Source organism: Kribbella hippodromi, from assembly GCF_039531045.1.
GTDB lineage: Bacteria > Actinomycetota > Actinomycetes > Propionibacteriales > Kribbellaceae > Kribbella > Kribbella hippodromi.
In genome coordinates, this window is record NZ_BAAAPH010000022.1 from 15,078 (window position 1) to 33,013 (window position 17,936).

Consider the following 17,936-nt stretch of genomic DNA (forward strand, 5'->3'; position numbering starts at 1 on the left):
GCCGATGAGTCGTCAACCTACACACCGCGAGCATCCGGGACTGCCGGCTCCGTCCTCGCTGGTGCAGTTCGAGGCCTGGCGCGCCTACCAACTGCCACCGGTCGAGCAGGTACGCGAAGGCGTGTGGTCGGTGCCGCTGCCCTTGCCACCCGGCAACCCCATGACGTACGTCAACTGCTATGCGCTGGCGGCGCCGCAAGGTGTGACAGTCGTCGACCCGGGATGGGACCACGAGGAGGGCTGGCTGGCGCTGAAGTCCGGTCTCTCGACGCTCGGTGCTGCCGTCGATGACGTGACCCACGTGCTCGTCACGCATTTCCATCCGGACCATTTCGGACTCGCGCCGCGGCTGCGAGCCACCGCGCACGCGCGGGTGTTGATGCATGCTGCTGACGCCGGCGTGATCGCGCCCGACCATCGATCCATCGACGAAACGCTGCAGGTGATCGCCGAGTTCCTGCGCTCGTGCGGTACGCCCGCGGCTGAGATCACCGACCTGCTCCACGAACGAGCGCTGATCGAGCGACTGCGTACGGCTTCCGGTCCGGACGGGTATCTGGCCGCGGGCGAGGTGCTGACTGTCGGCGGGCACGACGTCATGGCTGTTTGGACACCCGGTCACACGCGTGGGCATCTCTGCTTCTATTTGCGCAAGGAGGAGCTGCTGCTGACCGGGGATCATGTGCTGCCGCGCATCAGCCCCAATGTGTCGGTGTACGACCACTCACCGGCGAGTCCGCTCGACGATTTCCTGGTCTCCCTGGAGATGCTGCGACGGTTGCCGGTAAGCGAGGTGCTCCCGGCGCACGAGTATCGTTTCTCCGGCCTTGGAGCACGGCTCGACGAGTTGATCAAGCACCACGATCAACGTCTTGATCAGGTACTGGATCTCCTGCGCGGTGGGGGAGCGGCGACATCGTGGGACCTCGCGGCGAGGATGGGTTGGTCGCGCACCTGGGAGCAGATGGCCGGGTACACCAGGCGTTCCGCGAACGGCGAGATCCTGGCCCACTTGGTCGTACTGGAGCGTCGCGGGCTCGCCGTCCGTACGGCCGGAACGCCGCAACTGTGGACCGCGGCGTCGCGATGAAGATGAACCCCGATCTTCCGCGTGAGGTTCCGGTGCTCGGCGTGATGGCGTTCATCGTCGCGGTGGGCTTCGGCGTGCAGTCACCGGCCCTTCCGGTGTTCGCTGAGCACCTCGGGGTGGGCAGCGCCGCAGTGGGGGCACTGGTGTCGGCCTTCGCGCTGATGCGGCTGACGGCCGGCCCGATCGGTGGACGCTTCGTCAACACGGTGGGCGAGACCCGGGTACTGATCACCGGTATGTTCATGCTCGCGACGACGAGCGTCATCGCTGGGCTGTCGGCCAACTTCACCCAGCTGCTCGTCATGCGCGGTGCCGGCGGGATCGGATCAGCGCTGTACTCGGTCGCGGCCATGAGCCTGGTCTTTCGAGTCACGCCCCGCCACCTCACCGGACGCGCTGTCGGCATCTTCCAGGGCGCCTTCTACAGCGGCACGGTGATCGGTCCTGCCATCGGTGGCTTGATGTCCGGGCTCTCCCCGCGCGTCCCCTTCTTCGCGTACGGCGTCGCCGTCGGCCTCGGCGGCGTAGTCGCCGTTCTCTTCCTCCGGCACGTGTCTCGCCATCGAGCGGCACGGGACGAACCGGACCGCGTACCCGTCAGCCTTCGTGAGGCTCTTGCACGCCACTCGTATCGCACCGCCGTCACGGCGAACTTCACCATCGGCTGGGCGGTCTTCGGCGTCCGCGTATCGGTGGTCCCGCTGTATCTCCTGAACGTGGTCGAAGCACCCGCCGTCTGGATCGGAGTGGGCCTGTCCGTTTGCGCCATCGTGCAGGCGGTGACGCTGCCGGTGGCGGGTCGCCGGGCCGATGCCTGGCCGGCCCGACGTCCACTTGTCCTGGGGGAGACGATCATCATCCTGGGCTTCTTGTCGATCCTCGCCGGCGCGACCTTGCCCGGCTACCTGATCGGTCTCGCGCTGCTCGGTCTCGGCGTCTCCTTCGTGACAACTGGTGGCGCCAGGATCGTCGCCGGCGTGACCGAGGGCCGCGGTGGTGTCGTCGTGGCCGTCTACCAAGGCGGCGCCGACGCCGGCATGGTGATCGGCCCGCTCGTTGCCGGCGTCCTCGCCCAGCAATTCGGCTACGAAGCAGGCCTCGGCCTCACCGCAGGCATCGTCACCCTCGGCCTCGTGATGAGTGCGTTCCTGCCTTCACCAGATCCCCGACCGAAACCCGGGCAAGGCCCAGCGTGACGACCCCGCGCCCGACCCGCTGATCGACGGCCGCACCGAGGTCAGTGGTTGAGGTGGCGGGTCAGCCATTCGATGGTGTGCTCGATCTGGCCGGGGTCGAAGTGGTGGGCCGTGTGGGCGAGCTGGATGTGTTCGAGGTTGGCGCTCTTTCCGGCGCCGGCGTATTCGGGGCTGAGGCGGGCCGCGAAACGGTCGACCTGGTCGTGGGTTGCAGTGGGGTCGTCCGAGCCTGAGATGAGCAGGAGCGGGCGTGGGGCGATGGTGTCGGCCAGCGGACCGAGCAGACTGTTGGCCTGCACGCGAGGTGTGTCGGCGAACTCGTGGAACGGCTCGAGTGCCGCCGCGTCGCACAGCGGCATGATGCCTACGCCGCAGGCGATCCTGGCGTCGCCGGACATCTTGAGCAGGGCCTGCAGTCCGCCCCACGACTGTCCGACGATGGCCAGCCGGCGGGGGTCGTCGATGATGCCGAGGGCCAGTGCGCCGTCGACGAGCGCGGTGGCCTCTGCGCGGGACCGAGCCAGCAGGTCGTCGCCGGTTCCCTGCAGGCTCGACCGGATCAATTCCTCCGGGCTCTCCCACTGCCGTTTGCGGGCGCCGTGAGCCGGGTTGTCGGTCACCAGCACGCTGTGGCCGGCATTGAGCAAAGCAGCAATGATGGCCGCGTCGATGTGGTTGTCCCGGGTGGCCGGCTGGACCGCCGCGGCGACCGAGCCGTGCATGCCGGTCAGATACAGCACCAGCGATGGAGCGGACACCTGAGTTTGGTGGTGCAGCAGGACGCCGGGAATTGGTTCGGTCCCGTCCGTGGGCAGGAAGACCTCGCGGCGGTGCGGCCAGGGCAACCACGGCGAGGCAGGACCGGCCGGCCCCGCGATGCTCGATGCCTCGCGGACCGCGTCGGTCACCGCTTCGGCCACCCAGAGGCCGAGCATCTCGCTCGGTGTGAATGCGGGGAGGGACAGCACCAGATCGGTGGGCGCGGCCGGCGCCAGACCTGAACCGCAGGAGGCGGTGGCGATCGTGGCCTGCGCTTCCCGGGCGCGCTCGATCGCCCGCGTGATGACGGCATCGTTGCCGGCCGTCGCCAGCAGCAGGACGACGGCGCCGGCGGGTAGGCCCGTTGCCCGGAGCTCCCAATGGGACGGCACCGCGGACGCTGCGCAGGGCACGGCCAGCGCCCGGAGCTCGGCGGCCAGAAGGTTCGCTCCGGCGGCCAGCTCCGCGGAGGACCAGATCTCGACCGAGCTGGCGTCCCGCAGCGCATCGGCCAAATCCGGGAGCGAGGCATCGGCCCGGATGTCGCGGTAGACCGAGGAGGCGGTGCTCGTCGCCGTCGTCCGGGTGGTGCTCGACTGCTCGTCGCCGGCGAAATCGTGGGCGATGCCGAGCCGGAGCGCCGGGTAGCCCTTGAAGCCGATGCTCTTCGCGAACCGCGACAGGGTCGGTTGGGCGACCCCGCACAGCTCGGCGAACTCGCTGATCGAGAGCGCGATGGCCGAGCCGGGGTCGGCCAGAATCGCCTCGCCGACGCGCCGTTCGGAGGGGGCCAGCGATTCCAGCGCAGTCTCGATCCGCTGGAGCGCTGCTGTTCGCGTTCCGGGGACGGGGGCTTGACGAAGCAACGACATGCAGTGAATATTACAGACCATCGCATTGTATAGTCAATACGAAAGCGTCTGAGCCGGCTCTCGGCCAGGGCATCCGGAGGTTCACGTGTCGTACCGAGGGAATCCCGTGATAGCGGCGCAGCCGTCGGACACCGGCACGGCAGCGGCGACGCGATCGGATCAGACCGGCGAGTTGCGCCGGGACGGGGACGGCGCGCGGTCGAGCGAAGCGGGGGATCGTCGGCGTCCGCGTTCGCCGGGCCGCGCGCGTCGTTTGCGGCGGGATCTGGTGCTGCTGCTGATGGGAGCGCCGGCGTTGCTGGTGCTGTTCGTGTTCCACTACCTGCCACTCGCCGGTCTCGCGATCGCTTTCGAGGACTTCCGGCCGTCGACCGGCATTCTCGGCAGCCACTGGGTCGGTCTCGCCAACTTCCGGTACCTGCTCGTCGGTGGCGACGCCTGGCGGATCACCCGGAACACCGTCGGGATGAACGGCTTGTTCATCGCGGCCAACCTGCTGGTGTCGCTCGGCCTCGCCCTTCTGCTCAACGAGATCCGCGACCGCTCGCGATGGCTCAGCCGGGTCTACCAGTCGACGATGTTCTTGCCGTATGTGCTGTCGTACGTGGTGATCACCAACTTCGTGCTCACCTTTCTGGAGAGCAATACCGGCATCGTCAACCATGTAGTGCGAGGTCTCGGCGGCAGCGGTATCGACTTCTACAACTCGCCGGGGTGGTGGCCGCTCGTCCTGACCGTGGTGGAGGTCTGGAAAGGCGCCGGATTCTGGGTAGTGGTCTACCTGGCCGGGATCATGGCGATGAACCCGCAGTTGTTCGAGGCCGCCGCGCTGGACGGCGCCGGCCGCTGGGCGCAGATCCGGCGGATCACGCTGCCGCTGCTGACGCCGCTGATCATCATGAACGTGCTGCTGTCGGTCAGCCACATCTTCAACGCCGACTTCGGGCTGTTCTTCCAGGTCACCCTGAACAGTCCCACGCTGTATCCGACCACGGACGTGATCGACACCTACGTGTACCGGTCGCTCACCTCAACCGGTGACATCGGCATGGCCGCGGCAGCGGGCTTCTACCAGGCCGTCGTCGGCTTCGTGCTGGTGGTCGGCGCCAACTGGTGGGTACGCCGTCGCAGCGGTGAGAACGCGCTGTTCTGAGGGTTCCTGGCGCTACGCCGGCCGACCACCGTTTCTCCGAGCAGCACCGCTTCTTCGGACAGCACTGACAGAAAGGACTCAAGGGCATGGCTCTGCAGGCGCCAACTCTGGACCGGCCCCGACCGGCCACGGTCCGGTCCCGGCCGCGGGTCGACATACCGAGAATCGTCATGCACGGCGCCCTGACCCTGGTCTCGCTGGCCTTCGTGATGCCGCTGCTGATCATCGTCTCCGCCTCGTTCTCCAGCGAGTCGGCCATCAGCGCCAAGGGTTACTCGGTGATTCCGCGGCAGTTCTCCACCTTCGCGTACCGCTACGTCCTCAACGATCCGAGCGCGATTCTGCGGGCGTACGGTGTCTCGATCCTGGTGACGACGGTGGGTACGCTCGTATCGCTGGCGGTCATGTCGATGCTGGCCTTCACGCTGGCCCAGCGCTCCTACCGGCTGCGCCGGCCGCTGTCGTTCTATGTGCTGTTCACGATGATCTTCAGCGGCGGCCTGGTACCGGCCTACATCCTGATCACCCAGTATCTCCACCTGCAGAACACCCTGCTCGTGCTGATCCTGCCGTACCTGGTGTCCCCGTGGTTCGTCCTGCTGCTGCGGACCTTCTTCTCCCAGTTGCCGGACGAGATCCTCGACGCGGCCCGGGTGGACGGCGCCGGGGACTGGCAGCTGTTCACCAGGATCGTGCTGCCGCTGTCCAAGCCGGCGCTGGCCACGGTCGGGCTGTTCGTTGCCCTCCTCTACTGGAACGACTGGTGGCTCGGCCTGCTCTACATCACCAACGCCAAGCTGGTCCCGGTCCAGCTGTTCCTGTACCGAATCCTGACCAACATCGACTTCGTCACCTCGCAGAGCCAGTTCGCCGGACAGTCCCTGGACGTCCCTGTCCAGACGCTCCGGGCCGCCGTCGCGGTGCTGGCCATCGGCCCGATCGTCGTCGCCTTCTTCTTCGTCCAGCGATTCCTGATCCGGGGCATCACCCTCGGCGGAGTCAAGGACTGACTGTCCGGCGCGGTGCCGGCACGAACCCCTGAAAGGTCCCAGCATGTCTGCATTCTCTCGTCGCACCCTGCTCAAGAACACCGGCCGCTTGGCCTTGGCCGGCGGCGCCGTCGCCTTCTCCGGGCCGTTGCTGTCCGGCTGCTCCTCGGGCGCTGCCAAGTCGTCGGGCAGCGGTCTCGGATTCCAGTTCATTGGAAACACCAATGAATCGGACGCGGGGGTGGTCCAGGACGCGATGAACGCCTATCTGAAGAGCAAGGGCAAGACCTTCAGCATCACCCTGACCCCGGTGCAGAACTACAGCCAGGCCATGACTTTGTCGATGGCGGCCGACTCCGAGGCCGATGTCTTCTTCACCGCGCCCTGGGCCAATGACTACTACCGCAATGTCGGTAGCGGGAACCTGATGGCGCTGGACGATCTGCTGCCCAAGTACGCGCCCAAGCTGTGGAAGAGCATGCCGGCCAGTGTCTGGGACGCGGCCCGGGTGAACGGCAAGATCTACGGAGTCATCAACCAGCAGCGGTTCCCCAAGTTGTGGGGTTTCGTGGTGCAGCAGAAGCTGGCCGAGCAGCACCACCTGGATCTCGGCGCGGTGAATTCGTTCGCGGACCTGGAACCGTTCCTGGCGGCGGTCAAACAGTCCGGCAGCGGCATCACCCCGTGGGCCACGGACTTGAGCGCCGACTGCACGGTCTTCCACCCGGAGCTGTACGGCTGGGATCCGATCGCCCAGGCGTACGGCATCGCGGTCCGCCACGACGACGCCGGACTGACCGCGTTCAACATGTACGACACCCCCGAGTTCCGGACCGCCTGTACCCTGATCCGCGGCTGGCAGCAGAAGGGGTACGCGGTGGCGTCTCCGCCGTCGCAGGGCGACATGAACACGCGGATGAGTGCCGGCAAGATCGCGGTGAACAGCGGCCAGGTCGCCCCGACCAATCCGCAGTACTGGCAGTTCCCCACACTGGGGAAGAGCTTGGTGGCCAAGCCGATCCTCAACACCGACGGGGTGTGCGCGACGCTGAACGGCGTCCGCCACAACGCCGCGCACCCGGAGCAGGCGCTCGAGTTCCTGGAGTTGCTGAACTCCGACAAGGCGTTCTACAACCTGATGTGCTTCGGGATCGAGGGCGAGCACTACGTCTTCACCGACAAGGCGCTCGGCGTGGTGGGTCTGCCGGCCGGTCAGACGGCGGCAACCAGCAAGTGGAACCCGAACATGGACTGGGCCTTCGGCAACCAGTTCAACGCCTACTACCGGGACCTGGCCGATGCCAAGGCGAAGCGCTGGCAGGTGGAAGCGCAGGTCAACGCGAAGGCGGTCGTGTCGAAGGCGATCGGCTTTTCGCTGGACACCAGCAAGGTGAAGACCCAGGTCGCCACGGTGAGCGCGGCGATGGGGGAGTACCTCAAGCCGTTGCTGAACGGGTTGGTCGATCCGGCCAACGGGATCTCCGCGCTGCTGAGCCGGGTCGAACAGGCCGGCCTGCCGGCGATCCTGAAGGAAGCCCAGACCCAGCTCGACAAGCTGAAGTCCGCGAAATGACCACCGTACAACGGGCTGAAGGAGTTGTGGGGACGGTGGACGCGGACGGCGAGAGCGCAGCATGGTCGCCGTCGTACGACCTCGAGCGCTGGACCGCACGGGAGGGCACCGGATCGTTTCCGCGGCTGCCGTTCAGGTATCCGCCGCGACCCGGCGACGCCCGGCAGCTGGTCCGCGCCGCGCTGCTGGCACAGGTCCCGGAGATCGTGGTGAACTCTTCGGCCCTCGCTCACCCCTATCTGGTGCCGGGAGCGTCGTACGACCAGTTGTGGACCTGGGACGCGTACTTCACCGGCCTGGCCGTACAGGAACAGCATCCGGAAGCCTCTGCGGGCTCGTTGCGGAACCTGCTGGCCGCGGTTACCGGCGAAGGGCGTCCACCGAGCCTGATCGACGCGTCCGGAGTGCCGTCGTACGAGCATGTCGCGCAGCCGGTGCATGCGCAGTGGGCGCTGGCCGTGCTGCGGCTGGGAGAATCGGAACCGTCCTGGTTGCCGGCCGTCTGGCCGACCTTGGTCGCCATCCGGGACTGGTGGGATCGGCACTGTCGGAGCCGGCACCACCTGTACACCTGGATCGACGGAGCCGGCTCCGGTATCGACAACGATCGCGCCATCTACGGCCGCCCGGGCGGAGACGTCGCGCTGGTGGACATGAACTGCTTTCACGTCCGGGAGCTGCGGGCGATGGCGGCGCTGGCCGATCGGCTGGGTGCCGATGGTGCCGCCGACTACCGGGCCGCGGCGGCCACGCTGACGGAGTCGATCAACACCTACATGTGGGATCCGGTGGACGAGACCTACTACCACCTGCACCTTCCCCCGCGTCAGGGAACCACTCTGCAGAACGTGACCTGGGAGCTGCCGTACAAGGTACAGAGCTGGGGCTGCCTGTTCCCGCTCTGGACCGGGGTGGCCGATCACGGAAAGGCCGATCGACTGGTCCGGTCGCACGTGCTGAACCCGGACCGGTTTCTGTCCGGCTTCGGCATCCGCTCCACGCCTGCCGACGATCGGATGTACAACAACCTGCCGATGGCTGATCCTTCGAACTGGCAGGGACCGGTCTGGGGCCTGAGCACGATGCTCACCTGCTACGGCTTGGCCCGGTACGGCTACCGGGCGGAGGCCCTGCGAGTGGCCGGGCGCTTCGTCGGCCTGCTGGCAGCCGACTTGGCCGCCAACGGCACCATCCACGAGTTCTACGACGCGGAGTCCGGCCGGCCGGGCTTCAACCCGGGCTTCCTGTCCTGGAACCTGCTGGCGCTGCGGATCCTTTCCGATGTGGAGAACGGCGATGACCCGACCGAGCTCTGAGCGGATCCGGTTGACGGCGACGGCGCGTACCGGGGAGGCGCCGCGGTGGGCCGTACTGCAACGTCAGCTGTTCGACCTGATGGACCGCGGCCGCCGCGAATTCACGGCCCGGTACACGACCGGTGACGGCCGGCTGGAGTTCCCGTACACGTTGAACTCCCGCGACGGCGTCGACGACTTCTACGAGTCGTTCTTCAACTGGCCGACGCTGTACCTCCTCGGTGGCGCGGACGACCTGCTCGACAGCACCAAGCAGCACTGGCGCGGGATCACGGCGCAACTGACCGAGCTCGGCATGCTGATCGGCGAGTTCGAACGCGGCTACGACTGGTTCCACCAGGGCGAGTCCCTTCTCCTGTTCTTCGGTCTGTGTGCGGCCGACCCAGACGACCAGGCCTTCGCCGAACGGGCCGATCGCTTCGCCCGGCTGTACCTGCCGGAGTCCCCGAGCGGCAACTACGATCCCGGCCGCCGGATCATCCGCGCTCCGCACACCGGCGCAGGCGGTCCGCGGCCAGGGCTGGGCGACGGCTGGAGCACCTACCGGCACGACTCGGGGATGCGGCATTGGGGTCTGCCGCTGTACGACCTGCCTGGAATCACCGACTGGGATGATCTGGCCGACCCGGCGAACGCCGGGCGGATGGGTGCGGCCCTGCAGAGCCGGGTGGGATGCGGCGACACGGTGGTGAACCTGAGCGCGACCAGTCTGGTTGCCAACGCCTGGCTGTTCACGGGCGCCGACGACCTCGCCAGCTGGGTCCTTGACTACGTCGACGCGTGGCGAGAGCGAATGTCGGCCGTTGGGATCCTGCCGGACAACGTGGGGCCGTCCGGGCTGGTCGGGGAGCTGCATGACGGTGCCTGGTACGGCGGGCACTACGGCTGGACGTGGCCACACGGCCTGCACAGCGTCGGCGCTGCCGCCGTTGTCGGGGCGCTCAACGCTGTCCTCGTCGACGGGGATCGCAACCGCTTCGATCTGGCCCGCAATCCGCTCGAGGTGACGTGGGCCCACGCGAAGCAGGGTGTGATCGCCGACGAACCGATGAGCCTGCGCGACATCTGGGCCGCCCATCTGGGCGACGACCTGGCGGCCCACAGCGTCCTGGTTCCCAACCGCCACGGGCCGAAGGGCTGGTTCGACTACCAGCCGCCGCCGGTGCCGTTCGCGACCTGGCTGTGGCACGCCTCAGGGGAGCACCAGGACGCCGAGCGCATCACCCGCATGCATGCCGCGAGTGGGTACGACTGGCGAACCGTCCGGCCGTTCCGCGACAAGATGGAGTCGGGCCACGAGGAACCATGGCTGGAGTACCTGGCCGGCCGCAACCCGGAGTTTCCCGAACGCATGCTCGGTGTCGCGATCGCCGAAGTCGGCCGGCGGATGCGACTCATGGAGCAGCTCGCCGTCCCCGGCGGGCCGGACGAACTGCACTTCTGGCAACAGCTCAACCCGGTACTCACCGAGGCGTTGCTCCAGCTGACGACCGGTACGCCTCAAGTGCTCTACAACGGCGGTCTGCTGGCCGGACGGCTCCGGCACTACGACCCCGACCGCTTCCGCCCTGGACTTCCACCTGATGTGGCTGCCCTGGTCACCCGGGTCGACGACCAAGGAGCCGGCGTACGGCTGGTCAACTTGTCGGCGAGTGCCACCCGCCGTGTCGTCGTAGCGGCCGGCTGGTTCGGCGAACACCGGATCACCGCGGTCCGGCTGCCCGAGACCCCGGCAGCCACGTCTCAGACCGGCCTCGATGCCTCCGCGGTCGAGGTCGTCCTGCCTCCCGGGCATCAGATCGCCCTGGACCTCACCCTGCGGCTGCGAGCGGTCCAGCCGCGCCACCAGAGCACCCGAACCGTGTGCTGATCACCCCTGCCCGGGGGTTCCCTTCAAGCAGAAAGACGCGGTGCTGCGATGAGTGTACAAACGACAGCCGATGCGGCCTGGCCGATTCCGGTCCGTGGCCCGGAGTTCCGTCGCGCCGATCCCACCGAGGTCAGTGCCCTCGCCGGCCTGAGTGCCGCCACTGCCAGTGCGAAGCTGCGCTCGGCCGGAATCCGGAACGCCTTCATCGACGGGCCCCGCCCCTTGGAACCGCGGGCCGGGACCACGATCGCCGGCCCGGCGGTCACCTTGCAGTTCATGCCGCAACGCGAAGACGTCTACTCCGGTCTGGCCCAGGAGACCATCGAGCGGGGCACTGCTTTGTGGGCGGTACTGGAAACTATTCAGCCGGGCGATGTACTGGTCGTGCAGGCCAACGGCAGCAGTACCACCGGCTGTCTGGGGGAGATGCTGGTCCGGTACTTCCGCAAGCGGGGCGGCGCCGGAATCGTGGTCGACGGCTGTATCCGGGACGCCGCCGCGGTCCGGTCTCTCGGCGTGCCGATCTGGTGTACCGGGGTGACGCCGAACTACGCATCCCAGTCCGAGCTGTTCCCCTGGGCCTACGACGTTCCGATCGCGGCCGGTGGCGCTCTGGTCCTGCCGGGCGATGCCGTCGTCGCCGACGAGGACGGTGCCGTGGTGGTACCGAAGGCGCTGGCCGCCGGCATCGCGACGACCTCGCTGGAGCACGAGGAATGGGAGCAATTCTCCCGGCTCCGGATCGAGGAAGGCGGTCGGCTGACCGACTACTACCCGGTGTCAGAGTCGAACTGGGACGAGTACGAGTCCTGGAAGGCAGCACAAGGGGCAGACCATTGAGCGGCTCCGCAGGTGCTCTCGATGCACATGTACACGTCTGGGACCTGCGTCGCCGGCCGTACGACTGGATCACCGAGCCGGTGCTGCAACGCGACTTCGGGCTCGACGACTACGTGCGTGCGACCACAGAAGCGATGCCGGTGATCCTGGTGCAGGCCCTGCCAGACCCGGCCGAGACCGCCGACCTGCTGGCGCTGGCCGACGCTCATCGCACCATGGTGCACGGAGTGATTGGATCGCTCGGACCTGGTAACGGCGAGGCCCGCCGGTTGGCGGCGTTGACAGCAGGTCCGGGAGGAGACCGGCTGGCCGGAATCCGGGTGCCCGCGGCTGCCGTAACTCCGGCTCTGCTCGAGCTGGCCTGGTCGGCCGGACTGACCGTCGATGTCCTCGCAGAACCGGCCGACGTACGCGGCATCGTCGCGGTAGCCAGTGAGCATCCCGGAGTGGCCGTGGTGCTCGACCACCTGGCCGGCCTGGTCGTCGGCGGGACCGGGTGGCGTACCGAACTCGACGCTCTCGCAGCGGTCGGCGCCACAAACGTGATCTACAAGCTCTCCGGACTGGCCACTCGTGGTGTCGGTGGGCGGACCCCCGCCCGCGAACTGCTGGCTGAAGCGACGGCGACCTTGCTGGCAGCAGTCGGTCCCGAACGTCTGGTGTTCGGCTCCGACTGGCCGGTTGCCCTGCTCGGCACCGAAGGCAGTGACCCATTTGCTCTGGCCCGAACCGCCCTCGCCGACGCCGGGGCCGACTCCGCCGACGTACAGCAAGTGATGGGCGCAACAGCCCGGTCGGTCTATTCGGCCGTCGCACGCCAGGAGGCCTGCCGATGAGCGACAACAGGTTCACTGCCGGGCTGGCCGGTTTGCTTCCCCCGGCGGAACTGGCCCGTGCGTTGACCGCTGCCGGCCGATGGCAGCCGTACCCGACCGTGGATCAACGACCGGCCTGGGCGTCGGTCGACCAGGAGTACGGGCAGCGACTCCTTGCCGAAGCAGAGAATGAGCGGTCCACTCCGTGGCCCGAACTGACTGCCTCCGGGTACTTGCGGTTCAGCATCGACGGCAATCGGCAGTCGTTCGAGACGCCGTACCTGGAGCGCCGCGACCGGCTGGCGCGCGCGGTCCTCGCAACCGGCCTGGCCGCCTCGCCGGCCGACCGTGCCCAGTACCTGCTGTCGGCGATCGACGGCATCTGGCTACTGTGCGAGGAGAGTTCGTGGTGCTTTCCGGCCCATGAGTCCCGGCCGCTGCCCGACCAGGAGGCGCCGACCCTTGACCTGTTCGCTGCCGAGACCGGAGCCTTGCTGGCGTACGCCGCGTCGGTGCTCGGTTCGATCTTGCGGGCCGAGCATCCACTGGTTGCCGAACGCATCGATCGCGAGGTGCGGGCCCGGGTTCTGGTGCCGTACCAGGCGGCAGCCGAAACCTTCTGGTACGACGCCGGCAACAACTGGAACCCCTGGATCCACTCCAATGTGCTGGCCGCGGCGCTTCTGGTCGAGTCGGACAGCAGGGACCAGATCGCCACAGTGGACCGTGTTTTGCGCGGGTTGGACCAGTACCTCACTCACGTTCCGGCCGACGGCGGCTGCGACGAAGGAATCACTTACTGGTGGCGCGCCGGCGCCACGCTCTTCGAGTGCCTGGAGATTCTGCACCAGGCGACCGGCGGGGTCTTCGACGCCTTCGAACAGCCCTTGCTCGGCCGGATCGCGCGGTACCCGCTCGCCGCTCACATTGGCGGATCCTGGCATGTGAACTTCGCCGACGGGTTCGCGCTTCCCCGCCCAGGGACTGTGGTGCCTGGGCTGCTACACCGGTTCGGGCGGGCGGTCCACGACCCGGAGGTGGTCGCACACGCAGGTGCATTGGCCGCAGTGGCCGATCGCTATCCAGCGCCGGTGACGCCGGGCGCCTCGCTGGCCAGCTGCCTGGGCGTCCTGTTCGACCAGGACTGGGCCGCTGCGGGCACTGCCGATTTCCCGTACCCAGGGGAAACCTGGTTGCCGGACACCGAAGTACTGGTCGCGCGCGAACACCCAGGCTCGGCGGACGGACTGTTCCTGGCCGCGAAGGCAGGTCACAACGCCGAGAACCACAATCACAACGACGTCGGTCACTGGATCGTCGCCCATGACGGTTCGCCGGTGATCATCGATGTGGGGGTAGGCACTTACACGGAACGGACCTTCTCGGCCGAGCGGTACGACATCTGGACGATGCGCAGCAGCTACCACAATGTGCCGACAGTCGACGGGTACGAACAGTCCCACGGTGCCGGCCACCGAGCGGCACGGGTGGCCGCCACGGTGACTGGGACGAGCGCTGGGCTGGAGCTGGATCTCGGACCTGCGTATCCGTCCGCCGCCGGAGTCAGGTCGTGGTGGCGGTCGATGCGACTGGTGCGTGAGCACGGCGAGGCACGGATCGACATCGACGACAGCTGGGACCTCGATCGCGACCCGGCCGAGCTCGCCCTGCACCTGATGACAGCAATTCCGGCCCGGTACGCCGCGCCAGGCGTACTGACCATCGGTCCGCTCCTGGCCCGCTTCGACGCCGGCCGGTTCGAGGCCCGGATCGAGACCATCGACCTGACCGACGACCTGCTGACTCGTGTCTGGGGTCGCGCGGTCCATCGGGTCACTCTGCTCGCCCGGACAGCAGACCGGGTGGGCAGCCATCGACTGCGGCTGACTGCCGCCGAACGCAGTGAACCGTCTCCACCTTCCGCCGCACCACCTTCGAGGAGAGAACTGTGACCAGCAGCGAGAACCGTCCGACCGACTCGAAAACCCCCACTGATTCAGGTGTTTCCCGGCGATCGTTCCTGACGACGGCCGGACTGGTCGCCGCCGGTGCCGCGGCCGCGAGCGTCTGGCCTGCGGCCATGGCAGCTGCGGCTCCGGTCCAGTTGGACTCGGTGCCGGTTGACCAGCCACCAGTGCTGTACAGCCGCCAGGTTCGATCGGGACGGTCTGGCGAGGCCTTTCTGATCGCCGGCTCCGGGTTCAGCTCGACGGCCTCGGCCCGTGCCTGGCTGGTACCGAACGGGCCCGGCACGATTCCGGCCACGCCGCCTGTCGCAGCGGTCGCCGCCACGGTGTCCTCGGTCACGGATGACAGCATCGTCCTGGTCATCCCGGCCGCGTCGCCGACCGATGTGTACGCTATCTACGTGTCGTCGGCTGACGGGACGGCGTTCTCCGCCCCGTTCCTGCTGAACGCCGCCCAGGCCTGGTTTCTGGACGCACAGCAGGCGTCTCCGGGCGATCAGCTCACTGTCTACGGTGACAACCTGACGCTGGGCACTGCCGCTGCCACGGTCGAGCTGGTTTCCGGTTCGGCCGTTGTGGCGACGTCGGTCGTCGACTCCGACCCGTATCACCTCACCGTCGACGTTCCCGCCTCGACGACGATCGGCACCTACCTGGTCCGGGTGTCCAACGGTCACGGCGGGACAGCCGGCCAGGACCAGACCCTCAGCCTGGCAGTCGTCGCCCCCGCGGGCGCACCGACGACGACGATCGACGTGGTCGCCGATCACGGCGCCGACCCGACCGGAGTGGCTGACTCGACGGCCGCGCTGCAAGCTGCCCTCGACGCTGCCGCGGCCAGCAGTACCGGCGCGCAGGTGACGATTCCGGCCGGTACCTATTCCATCGCAGGCAAACTGAGCCTCGGCGCCTGTCTGGCGACGGTCGTCATTCGCGGCGCCGGCCGGACCGTGACAACAGTCCGGATGAGTGACTCGACGGTTTTCAGCCCGAGCATGCCGCGCTCGCAGGCCACCGACACGTACGGCGTGTCCGCGGCCGACGACAAGGGCATGCTGTACCTGGCGCCGTCGAGTGTCCCGGTCACCGTCGCGGGAATCACCTTCGACACCAATCAGCGCCGGCTTATCGGCCTCGAACTCGACGGCCGTCACAATGTCACGCTGTCCGACGTGGGGGTCGAAAACGTCGACTATCCGCAGGATGTGTGGCTGTACGTCGGCGGCTACGGGCTGCTGGGCCAGAACCTGCGCAACCTGACGGTCTCCAACTGCGATTTCCATTGCGCCAACGGTGCATTCCTGATCGCCGTGACGGATGTCCGGATCCAGGACAGCGTCTTCCGGCTGTTCTTCCCGCGAGCCGCGGGCGCGAGCAACAGCCCGCAGCGGCAGGCCGATGACTCGGGCATCAAGGTATGGGGCGCCAAACGCCTTGTTGTGCGGCGCAACCACTTCGAGCGCGGATCGACAACCTACTACTACGCCCGCGCCGTGCAGACGGGTGCCCTGAAGGTGCCGGCCTCGGTGTTCGGGACACCCGACGCCGGGGGTGTGGAGGACATCTTTTGCGGCCAGAACACCGTCGTCGGAGCCGGCGAACCGGCCACCAACTGCGGAGAGTCGATGGTCGGTGATCAGTTCAACGCGGTGCAGGGCGGACGCCGTTCCCTCACCACCAGCGCGGCCACGGCGACCACGATCGCAACGACCGATGTCACCTTCGCCCTGGCCAGCAACCTCGACCCGCGCGGGGCGACCGTGGTGATTACAGCCGGCACCGGCTCCGGACAGCTACGCAAGGTCGTCTCCAACACCACGAGCACCTTGACCGTCGACACTGCGTGGGACGTTGTCCCCGATACGAGTTCGGTCTTCGTGGTGACCGTGCTGCATCAACGTCAGTTGTACGTCGGCAACACGATCACTGCCAGCCCGAAGTACCTGGGAAACTACGGTCCAAGCGCACTGTGCATTGCCGCCGGCAACGATTTCGACATCACCGGTGCGGTGGTGGCGAACCCGCCGAGTACCGACGGCGCCGGCATCGCGTTCTTCGGGATGAACACCGGCTATGCCCAACCTGCCTTGGATTTGTGCCTGTTCACACAGATCAACGACAACCAGGTCGCGGGCGGTCACATCTCGTACATCAGCATCCTGTGGGCCGACAGTGGTACACCAACCGGTCCGATCCCAGCAGCCAAGTTGCTCTACGGAAATGTTGCCGCGCGCAACACGATCAGCAACTCTTCGTTCGGAGTCCGGGTCGGCGGTTCTCCGGCCAGCAGTCCGTACACGCTGGGGACTTTCGGCTCACGGACGTTGGTCGTCAACAACACGATCACCTCGACGACCACGGTCAATGCCCAGATCCTGGCCCGGCAGGACCATTCGGTCTACCAGGGTCCAGCCGGCGGTCTGGTCGACTCCGGTACCAACACCGTCACCGTCTGACCCTACGGCGCCCCCACTTCGACCAGGCCGGAGGTCTGTCATGCCAACCCCAACCATCGCGAGGACCTGATGAGTGCCACTGCTGATGCAGGATCGGGTCGGCTGTGGCGCGGCGGACCGGACGTCGGCCGCCTGGCGCTGGGTGGGGCGCCGTTCGGCGGTCTGTACGAGCCGATGTCCGGCGAGCAGGTCGCCGCGGTCGTGGATGCGGCGTGGACGGCGGGGATCCGCTACTTCGACACGGCACCCAGGTACGGGAACGGCGTGTCCGAGAAGCTGATCGGCCGTGCCTTGCAGGACAAGCCTCGCGAGGAGCTCGTCCTCTCGACCAAAGTCGGCTGGCAACTGACCGACGGGACTGCGATCGCCGACTTCACCGCCGACGGCATCCGCCGATCCGTGGAGCAGAGCCTGGACCGGATCGGGCTGGATCGAATCGACATCGTCTATCTGCATGATCCCGACGACTGCCGAACGCAGGCGCTGGACGAGGCGTACCCGGCCTTGCGGGAACTGCGCGATCAGGGAGTGGTCCGAGCCATCGGCCTTGGAGTCAACTGGCCGGCGCTACCGGCCTGGTTCATCCAGCGGGCCGATCTGGACGTGGTGCTGCTGGCCGGCCGGTACACCCTGCTGGACAGCAGCGCCGACGAGGAACTGCTGCCGCTGTGCCTCGATCGCGGCACAGCGGTTGTTGCCGCCGCCGTCTTCAACTCCGGCATCCTCGCGGACCCGTCACCCGGCGCCCGCTTCGACTATCGCCCGGCGGCCCCCGAGCTGCTGGCCCGAGCCCAACGACTGCAGTCGATCTGCGAGCGGCACGGAACCGAACTCCCAGCGGCGGCGCTGCAGTTTCCGCTGCGGCATCCAGCCGTAGCCACCGTCTTGATCGGCGCCGGCACTCCCGCGGAAGTCACCGCCGACTGCCAGTGGATGAACACGCCGGTCCCACCGGACCTCTGGCCAGAGCTCGCAGCCGTTCCCACCGTAGGCGTTGGCCACCAATCGCAGTAACTCACCGTCCCATCCGTTGACCACGA

The 17,936-nt window shown here is 67.6% G+C and carries 13 protein-coding genes; 12 read left to right on the plus strand and 1 reads right to left on the minus strand.

Annotated features, from left to right (window positions below; translation table 11 throughout):
- Window positions 1–4 precede the first annotated feature (4 nt).
- Both ABD260_RS28790 and ABD260_RS28795 read left to right on the plus strand, forming a co-directional pair.
- A complete protein-coding gene (locus ABD260_RS28790) occupies window positions 5–1,090 on the plus strand; it encodes an MBL fold metallo-hydrolase (RefSeq protein WP_344238421.1) in 1,086 nt (361 codons plus the stop codon).
- Window positions 1,087–2,286 carry an MFS transporter gene (locus tag ABD260_RS28795; RefSeq protein WP_344238423.1) on the plus strand — a complete coding sequence of 400 codons (1,200 nt, stop codon included), beginning with the start codon at window positions 1,087–1,089 and terminating at the stop codon, window positions 2,284–2,286. The genes ABD260_RS28790 and ABD260_RS28795 overlap by 4 nt, the downstream gene beginning before the upstream one ends.
- A gap of 41 nt (window positions 2,287–2,327) precedes the next feature.
- Here the strand turns inward: ABD260_RS28795 and ABD260_RS28800 are convergent, their stop codons facing one another.
- Window positions 2,328–3,917, minus strand: a complete 1,590-nt coding sequence (locus tag ABD260_RS28800; RefSeq protein WP_344238425.1) for a hypothetical protein — start codon at window positions 3,915–3,917, stop codon at window positions 2,328–2,330.
- A gap of 106 nt (window positions 3,918–4,023) precedes the next feature.
- On the opposite strand from ABD260_RS28800, the gene ABD260_RS28805 reads away from it, so the two are divergent.
- The 10 genes from ABD260_RS28805 (at window position 4,024) to ABD260_RS28850 (ending at window position 17,910) form a co-directional block, all read left to right on the plus strand.
- Entirely contained in the window at window positions 4,024–5,070 is a 1,047-nt protein-coding gene (locus ABD260_RS28805; RefSeq protein WP_344238427.1) for an ABC transporter permease, read from the plus strand.
- 86 nt (window positions 5,071–5,156) lie between these two features.
- Entirely contained in the window at window positions 5,157–6,080 is a 924-nt protein-coding gene (locus tag ABD260_RS28810; RefSeq protein ID WP_344238429.1) for a carbohydrate ABC transporter permease, read from the plus strand.
- A gap of 43 nt (window positions 6,081–6,123) precedes the next feature.
- Window positions 6,124–7,632 (plus strand): ABC transporter substrate-binding protein, encoded by a 1,509-nt coding sequence (locus ABD260_RS28815; RefSeq protein ID WP_344238431.1) that lies wholly within the window; start codon window positions 6,124–6,126, stop codon window positions 7,630–7,632.
- A complete protein-coding gene (locus tag ABD260_RS28820; RefSeq protein ID WP_344238433.1) occupies window positions 7,629–8,948 on the plus strand; it encodes an MGH1-like glycoside hydrolase domain-containing protein in 1,320 nt (439 codons plus the stop codon). The genes ABD260_RS28815 and ABD260_RS28820 overlap by 4 nt, the downstream gene beginning before the upstream one ends.
- Window positions 8,929–10,818: a DUF8034 domain-containing protein gene (locus ABD260_RS28825; protein WP_344238435.1), complete on the plus strand. Its 1,890-nt coding sequence runs from the start codon at window positions 8,929–8,931 to the stop codon at window positions 10,816–10,818. The genes ABD260_RS28820 and ABD260_RS28825 overlap by 20 nt, the downstream gene beginning before the upstream one ends.
- Before the next feature lie 48 nt (window positions 10,819–10,866).
- On the plus strand, window positions 10,867–11,658 hold the full coding sequence (locus ABD260_RS28830) for an RraA family protein (protein ID WP_344238437.1): 792 nt from the start codon (window positions 10,867–10,869) through the stop codon (window positions 11,656–11,658).
- On the plus strand, window positions 11,655–12,494 hold the full coding sequence (locus tag ABD260_RS28835; RefSeq protein ID WP_344238439.1) for an amidohydrolase family protein: 840 nt from the start codon (window positions 11,655–11,657) through the stop codon (window positions 12,492–12,494). Before ABD260_RS28830 ends, ABD260_RS28835 begins: the two co-directional genes overlap by 4 nt.
- The gene (locus ABD260_RS28840) at window positions 12,491–14,425 is read left to right on the plus strand and encodes a heparinase II/III domain-containing protein (RefSeq protein ID WP_344238441.1); all 1,935 of its coding nucleotides are present in this window, start codon (window positions 12,491–12,493) and stop codon (window positions 14,423–14,425) included. Before ABD260_RS28835 ends, ABD260_RS28840 begins: the two co-directional genes overlap by 4 nt.
- Window positions 14,422–16,896 carry a glycosyl hydrolase family 28-related protein gene (locus ABD260_RS28845; RefSeq protein WP_344238443.1) on the plus strand — a complete coding sequence of 825 codons (2,475 nt, stop codon included), beginning with the start codon at window positions 14,422–14,424 and terminating at the stop codon, window positions 16,894–16,896. Before ABD260_RS28840 ends, ABD260_RS28845 begins: the two co-directional genes overlap by 4 nt.
- A 69-nt stretch (window positions 16,897–16,965) precedes the next feature.
- The gene (locus tag ABD260_RS28850; RefSeq protein ID WP_344238445.1) at window positions 16,966–17,910 is read left to right on the plus strand and encodes an aldo/keto reductase; all 945 of its coding nucleotides are present in this window, start codon (window positions 16,966–16,968) and stop codon (window positions 17,908–17,910) included.
- Window positions 17,911–17,936: the final 26 nt, after the last annotated feature.

Bases quoted from the DNA above. Each gene is read 5' to 3' on its own strand.
- ABD260_RS28825 (WP_344238435.1), top strand. From the start codon at position 8,929: ATGACCCGACCGAGCTCTGAGCGGATCCGGTTGACGGCGACGGCGCGT.
- ABD260_RS28850 (WP_344238445.1), top strand. From the start codon at position 16,966: ATGAGTGCCACTGCTGATGCAGGATCGGGTCGGCTGTGGCGCGGCGGA.
- ABD260_RS28800 (WP_344238425.1), bottom strand. From the start codon at position 3,917: ATGTCGTTGCTTCGTCAAGCCCCCGTCCCCGGAACGCGAACAGCAGCG.
- ABD260_RS28815 (WP_344238431.1), top strand. From the start codon at position 6,124: ATGTCTGCATTCTCTCGTCGCACCCTGCTCAAGAACACCGGCCGCTTG.
- ABD260_RS28790 (WP_344238421.1), top strand. From the start codon at position 5: ATGAGTCGTCAACCTACACACCGCGAGCATCCGGGACTGCCGGCTCCG.
- ABD260_RS28795 (WP_344238423.1), top strand. From the start codon at position 1,087: ATGAAGATGAACCCCGATCTTCCGCGTGAGGTTCCGGTGCTCGGCGTG.
- ABD260_RS28830 (WP_344238437.1), top strand. From the start codon at position 10,867: ATGAGTGTACAAACGACAGCCGATGCGGCCTGGCCGATTCCGGTCCGT.
- ABD260_RS28820 (WP_344238433.1), top strand. From the start codon at position 7,629: ATGACCACCGTACAACGGGCTGAAGGAGTTGTGGGGACGGTGGACGCG.
- ABD260_RS28810 (WP_344238429.1), top strand. From the start codon at position 5,157: ATGGCTCTGCAGGCGCCAACTCTGGACCGGCCCCGACCGGCCACGGTC.
- ABD260_RS28840 (WP_344238441.1), top strand. From the start codon at position 12,491: ATGAGCGACAACAGGTTCACTGCCGGGCTGGCCGGTTTGCTTCCCCCG.